This window comes from Paracraurococcus ruber, assembly GCF_004353985.1.
Lineage (GTDB): Bacteria > Pseudomonadota > Alphaproteobacteria > Acetobacterales > Acetobacteraceae > Paracraurococcus > Paracraurococcus ruber.
The window spans coordinates 1-5,775 of record NZ_SMOA01000319.1; the positions used below are offsets into that span (position 1 = coordinate 1).

Annotated in this window: 8 protein-coding genes; 2 read left to right on the forward strand and 6 right to left on the reverse strand. The window is 64.3% G+C overall.

The window, feature by feature from the left end; all coding sequences use genetic code 11:
* Positions 1–752: 752 nt before the first annotated feature.
* Both E2C05_RS27970 and E2C05_RS27975 read right to left on the reverse strand, forming a co-directional pair.
* Complete coding sequence (locus tag E2C05_RS27970; RefSeq protein WP_133222927.1) at positions 753–1,013, reverse strand: hypothetical protein; 261 nt, start codon at positions 1,011–1,013, stop codon at positions 753–755.
* Positions 1,014–1,075: 62 nt separating this feature from the next.
* The gene (locus tag E2C05_RS27975) at positions 1,076–1,393 is read right to left on the reverse strand and encodes a calcium-binding protein (RefSeq protein WP_133222928.1); all 318 of its coding nucleotides are present in this window, start codon (positions 1,391–1,393) and stop codon (positions 1,076–1,078) included.
* A 468-nt stretch (positions 1,394–1,861) separates the two neighbouring features.
* Here E2C05_RS27975 and E2C05_RS27980 point away from each other — a divergent pair, with 468 nt between their 5' ends.
* Complete coding sequence (locus E2C05_RS27980; RefSeq protein ID WP_133222929.1) at positions 1,862–2,089, forward strand: hypothetical protein; 228 nt, start codon at positions 1,862–1,864, stop codon at positions 2,087–2,089.
* Positions 2,090–3,150: 1,061 nt separating this feature from the next.
* Here the strand turns inward: E2C05_RS27980 and E2C05_RS27990 are convergent.
* The 4 genes from E2C05_RS27990 to E2C05_RS33480 are packed head-to-tail and all read right to left on the reverse strand — an operon-like array spanning position 3,151 to position 4,748.
* Positions 3,151–3,648, reverse strand: coding sequence for a hypothetical protein (locus tag E2C05_RS27990; protein WP_133222931.1), 498 nt, complete (start codon positions 3,646–3,648; stop codon positions 3,151–3,153).
* 7 nt (positions 3,649–3,655) lie between these two features.
* On the reverse strand, positions 3,656–3,856 hold the full coding sequence (locus E2C05_RS27995; RefSeq protein ID WP_133222932.1) for a hypothetical protein: 201 nt from the start codon (positions 3,854–3,856) through the stop codon (positions 3,656–3,658).
* Positions 3,853–4,611 carry a hypothetical protein gene (locus E2C05_RS28000; RefSeq protein WP_133222933.1) on the reverse strand — a complete coding sequence of 253 codons (759 nt, stop codon included), beginning with the start codon at positions 4,609–4,611 and terminating at the stop codon, positions 3,853–3,855. The genes E2C05_RS27995 and E2C05_RS28000 overlap by 4 nt, the downstream gene beginning before the upstream one ends.
* The gene (locus E2C05_RS33480; protein ID WP_158292413.1) at positions 4,608–4,748 is read right to left on the reverse strand and encodes a hypothetical protein; all 141 of its coding nucleotides are present in this window, start codon (positions 4,746–4,748) and stop codon (positions 4,608–4,610) included. The genes E2C05_RS28000 and E2C05_RS33480 overlap by 4 nt, the downstream gene beginning before the upstream one ends.
* Before the next feature lie 61 nt (positions 4,749–4,809).
* Between E2C05_RS33480 and E2C05_RS28005 the strand changes: the two genes are divergently transcribed.
* Positions 4,810–5,697, forward strand: coding sequence for an IS630 family transposase (locus E2C05_RS28005; protein WP_205083140.1), 888 nt, complete (start codon positions 4,810–4,812; stop codon positions 5,695–5,697).
* Positions 5,698–5,775: the final 78 nt, after the last annotated feature.

A 5,775-nucleotide genomic window follows, 5' to 3' on the forward strand; every position in this document is an offset into this window, starting at 1 on the left:
ATGGCTGGTCGAGAAGAACGGCCATCGCAGCCCCGCCGACAGGCGCGCCGCCTGGCAGGAGGAGACCTTCAGGCGCGCCGCGTAGCCCAACCAGTTGTCCAAGGAGCCGGGTGCGGTACAGGCTCAATAAGGCTGCCGCGGTGCTCGTCCTCTGCGCTACCCTGGCGGTGACCAGCGCCATGGGTGGCGTCGTCACGGCGACCATCTGTGACCAAATCCGGCGGCGCGGGCGTTCGGGCTAGGCGACAAAGAATCTTTTCCCGTAGCCCTTGCGAGGGCCGCCGTTTGCGGAAATTGCCTTTGCAGGGGGGCTTGTCCACCTGCATTGCGCGGAGCGATGCGATGCGATGACCGGAGCGGATAGGGTAGCGGCGTTCGTCGGCTACATGGTGATGGCAGGTGGTGCGACGATTGGTGCAGAGGCGTGTGCCGTCGAGAGTGGGCTGATGACAGCCGATGGACGTGCCTGGCAGCCCCTCGTTGACCCATCGTCGCTGCTGGGGGCGATATTAGCCCCGATTGGCCCCGCGCACGTCACGGCTCTGCTGATGTGCGGGCTGTTGTGCGGGGCAGTCGCGTCACTGCGAAGCGCATGGCGTTGCGTTGTCGGCAAATAACGGCGCAGGCAGGGGGCGGCGCGCCGGCGGCTACGTCGGCGCCACATCGCCACCCAGCACGCCGCGGCGAGATCCGCAAAGGAGAGGGAGGATGATGTCCGTCGCTCCCCTCCAGATAGTGCGAAAGGTTGACGCTTATCCGATCAGTACCGGACCCGTGTAATCGATCAACGCCACCGCACCCTGAAAATATGGGTCATCATAGCCGTCTGCTCGGTTATAGACCACCAATAGATCAGTGCCCGTAGAGTCAACAATGAAATAATTCTCACCAGCCAACTCACCACGGATGATACCGTACTGACCATCTCCAAGCTCGAAATGCTGGTGGCCTGGCGCATATTCATCGAGGCCAACCACTGGGCCAACGCTTGTGGTCGCGCCCAAAATAAGCAACTCGCCTTTCTGGTAATCCGTTATCTTATCTATTTGAGCAATAACAGTGTCTCCTTGAGAAACTACTTCTTCGTGCTGCCATTATTGTTTGCGACGATGTTGTCACCTACATTATTCACTGAGAAGATGTCTGCACCTTGACCACCTGTGAGAGTGCTGCCTCCGTAGTAACTGACGCTATTGAGGCGATCGTCACCACGCCCACCGTCGAGTAAGTTGCCGGCTCCATTGGCTGTCAGCGTGTCGTTCCCGTTCTCGCCGAACACGCTGTTAAAGTAGCCATCGACAGTAATAACATCAGCGCCGTTCCCGGCCCGGATTTCCTCACCGTCACCGCTAAAATAATAGACGTCGCTCCCGTTGCCGAGGCTAACTGTCATTGTTCCTCTCCCACTTTGATGCTCAGATCGGATTTCGCTCTGAGTGTCAAAAATTTAATCGAAATGATTGCAGCGTGCCCATTTGGGACTCGCAGAGGGTATATTTCAATCGAACGCTTGAATATTTAGAAATATCCAGCGTGCGTTAACTCTTTCGCGACAATAAAATTTTTACCGAGGATTTATATCAACTATTGGTTATTGCGACGCCCTGACATTTTCAAGCATGTTGTGTATGCCATCTCACAGCAACACTACGATGACGACCGCTACCCACGCGACAAATACAGCCAGCCAGAACCATTCCATACCACGATCATGGATGTGCGCCCGCCCAGAACAATTCATCAATTGGTAATATTTGCAGCCACGATAGCAACCCTTAGATATATGTAACAGAATGATTTGCGTTAAGCGTCACAATCGCCAGGATTGTCCGTAACCCATGGCTGGGAGGACGGTGGTGTGGTGCTGGCTTGGCGCGACGAGATGCACGGTGACCTGCGCTCGCGCATCGCAGCGCTCGGCATTCTCTTGGTGTCGATCACCGGACACGACGAGGTCTGGCGCTGGCGGGTGAAGCGTGGCGACACCGACGTCGCCAAGGGGTGGACCCGTACCCTGCTCGGCGCGGAGATCGAGGCCGAGGATGCTGCGCACCAGTACTTCGCTAGGCCACGCGATCCCAATAGGTGAGTTGCCGATGCGGCGGAGCTACCGCGAGGCCTTATTTTTGCGCACTTAGGGCCGCCGCTGCCGAAGCGGGACCGGCCATAGTAGTGGATTAAGCCGCCTGAGCAGAGCCAAGGTTGCAGCTGTCACCAAGAGGGGGCGGCGATGCCATACAGCAGGCTTGGGATTGCCAGTAACCCCGGCGCCGTGGCCAGCATCATGGCGCGACAAGCAAGAGCGGCACAACGTGCGGCCAGACTGGCACCCGTGATCATGGAACTACGAGCGAATGGTGCGGCGTCGTTGTCGCAGCTGGCAGCTGGGCTGGAGGCGAAGGCAATCCCGGCGCCTCGCGGTGGACGTTGGGCACGCTCGCAGGTGAAACGGCTACTTCAGAGGATCGAGGCCCCAGCCCGTTCGTAGCCGCTGTGACCCATACCCCAGGTGGACAGCACGGAGATCGTGTGGACACAGGCGCAGAGCGGTGAGGTTGTAATCGTCACCGCCGCGATGGCCGAGTATAGCCTGACGCTGCTAGGCACCAGCAGCGCAGCCACTTGGCTCTGGCAGATTTGCGACGCAAACAGTGTATTGTTTCAGGGGCAGGAGCCCGACCGGGCAAGCGCGATACAGACAGTGCAAACTGTGTTGAAACGGCTACATCATGGCAGCTGAGGCCAAATCTGACCACGGCGATGCGCGTTGGCATAGCCACTTATCTCAATAAAATTTCGAGATGAACGACACGCATCTGGTGGCGATGATCGTACTGATCTGGCTCGCAGCAGGAGCGTTTTTCTTCCTCCTGGGCTGACAAACAGCACCTGGAAACGGCCGACCGCTAGCGGAAGATCAGGGCAGCCCTTCCCTGAAGGGAAAAAGGGGGGGGGCCGGCTGACCCTTCCGTCAGCCGGCCATCAGCAACGGAGAGGGGGATATTCTCGCGTTGCGGACGATACCTGGATAGCGCCTCAGGATTGGAAAATAGGGCAAAGAACGCCAGGACGGTGCCTCATAAGCACGCCGGCATAGGCAGCGACGGAGCGGTCAGCGCGGCTCGGAGCCGCTCCTCGCGGGTCATGGGCCTACCGCGCGCCCTGCCAGGCGCTCGACAGCCAGGCTCGGTAGGCGCCGGAGGGTGTGGCCGGGTCGTTGCGGCGCGCCTCGTCGGCCCGCACCGCATCACGCGCGGCCAGGGCGATAGTAGCGGCGTCGGCGACCGGGCGTGGGGCGACCTGCCCCACCTCACCGCGGGCCATTGCACCGAGGGCGGCGACCTGCCCGCGCAGGCCGAGGATCTCGCGCGCGACGGCGTCCGGGACGAAGTGGTCAGCGTCGCCGACGCGGATTTTCGACATGGTGGTCATTGGGCTTGTCCTTGGGGGTGAAGGGGAGGGGACCGTCGCTGCAGGCGTCGGCGCGGCATCCATCAACATCATCGGGATCCGGACGGAGGCCTGCCGGGCCGACCGCCTCGCCAGGGCGAGCGCCGCCGGATGGTCCGTAACCAGGAGCCGCTGGATCCGGTCGGTGGTGGCAGCGTCGAGCCAGAATTCCTCGAAGCCAATCCGCATCGCGTTCATCGGCACCTCAGTGCAGCCGAGGTTTCGAGAGGTCGGTGACGAGCTGGGTGCAGGGGTACATTAGCAGCAGGTGCCGCAGCGCCGCGATCTCGCCGGCCCGGCTCTCCAGCACCTCGCGTTGCTGCTCGTTCTCGGCACGCAGGTCCCGGATCTCCGCCCGCAGCGCGACCAGCTCCAGCAGCAGGGCGGCCTCGGGTGGATTGCTCATGGTGTCTCGCCCGGCGCGGGCACGCCCCATGTGCGCCGTTCTGTGCGTTCTCTGGCCGGCCAGTAGTCCGAAATGCCGCCGGCACGGCTGCGGATAGGCACGCTACGGTCGGCGGCGTAACGGAGAAAGCGGGTGCCGTACTCGAACACCAAGCGTGCGGCGTCGAGGCCGGCGCGGTTCCCCAGGGTCGGGATGTTGTTCTGCGCTGCGTCGGCGGCGGCGGCTCCCTCGATCCGCAGGGCGACGCCGCGTTGGTAGACAGGCTCGTGCGCCTCGGCGATCGCGGCCTTCAGCGCGGCCTCGGCCGGCGGGACCAAGGCGGCGTAACGGCCTGCGACCGTGGCGAGGAAGCCCGCGTGCTGTTCGGCTCGGGTCACGCCCGCATAGGCAGCGCCGACCAGGTCAGCGCCCACCGTCTTGCCAGCCACGGCGCGGTCGACCAACGCGGGGAGAGCGGCACGGGCCGCGGTCACGGCCTCCTGTGCCACCTCGACGGCCTGTCGTGCAGCGTCGGCGCGGGCGCGGGCGCGGGCCTCGTCCAGGGCGTGCCGAGCCTCGACCACCGCAGGCATGCCCGGGGCCACGAGCGCGTCGACCTCGGCCCGGAATGCCTCCTCCACCGCATGGGTGGCGTCGGCTGCCGCCTGCTGGCGTTCAGCCGCTTCGCGCTGCTGGGCCCGCTGCTGGGCGAGTTCCAGTACGATTCGCAGGTCAGCTAGGTCGCCGAGCGTCGCAGTGGCCAGATCGAGGCTCACCGGCTGTTCTCCGGCAGCGCCTTAGCGGCTTCATCGCGGACCAGCTCGTTCACGAGAGCCGAGACGCTGACCCGACATCCCTTGCGCTCGGCGCGCACCAGCGCGAGGCGGCGTGCGGACGCCAGCACATCGGGCACCCAGTTATTGATCCGGCCTGGGCTGTCTTGAACGCAAGTAGGATCGGTCCAGGTTGGGTGGATGAAGCATCTGGACATGCGCAAGCTGCCGCCAGCGGCGCAAGAGGAACGCCGGCGGCAGGTGATCGGGCTCCGGCAGGCTGGCCTGACCTATGGTGCGATCGCGGCGCAGGTTGGGCTGACCCAGACCGGGGTGTTCGACATCTGCAAGCGGTACGCGGAGCGGGGTGCGGCTGGGCTGAAGACAGGCCAGCGCGGGCCTGACCCGGGGCATGGCCGGCTGCTGACGGCTGAGCAGGAGGTCGAGACGCAGAAGCTGATCGGGCGCCACACGCCTGACGAGCTGGACTTGCCGTTTGCGCTCTGGAGCCGGGCTGCGGTGCGCGAGCTGATCTCGCAGCGGTTCGGGGTGAGGCTGGCGGTGCGGACCATGGGCACCTACCTGGCGCGCTGGCGCTTCACGGCGCAGAAGCCGCTGCGGCGCGCCTACGAGCAGGATCCGGCGGCGGTGCGGCGCTGGCTGCGGCGGGACTACCCGGCCATCGCTGCCCGGGCCAAGGCCGAGGGTGGTGCCGTCTTCTGGGGTGACGAGACCGGCCTGCGCTCCGACGACGTACGCGGTCGCGGCTATGCGCCCCCGGGCCGCACGTCGGAGGTCCGCGTCAACCACAAGCGGGCCAACCTCGGCCTGATCTCGGCCGTGACCAACAAGGTTGCGCTGCGCTGGATGGTGCTGGACAGCGCGATCAAGGCGCCGGACCTGCTCCGCTTCCTCGCCCGCCTGGTCCGGGACGTCGGGCAGAAGGTCTTCCTCATCCTCGACCGCCTCCCCGTGCATCGGTCGGCCAAGGTCCGCGACTGGCTCGTCGGCCGCGAGGCCGAGATCGAGGTGTTCTACCTGCCCGGCGGCGTTGTTGCATGGGTCGCTTGGTCTGGAGCTGGCGGGTAGGCTGGCAAGGAGGGCGAGCCCTCGACTGTCGGGGATGGACCCACCTTGCCGTTCAAGGCCAACGCTGAGCGTAGGCAC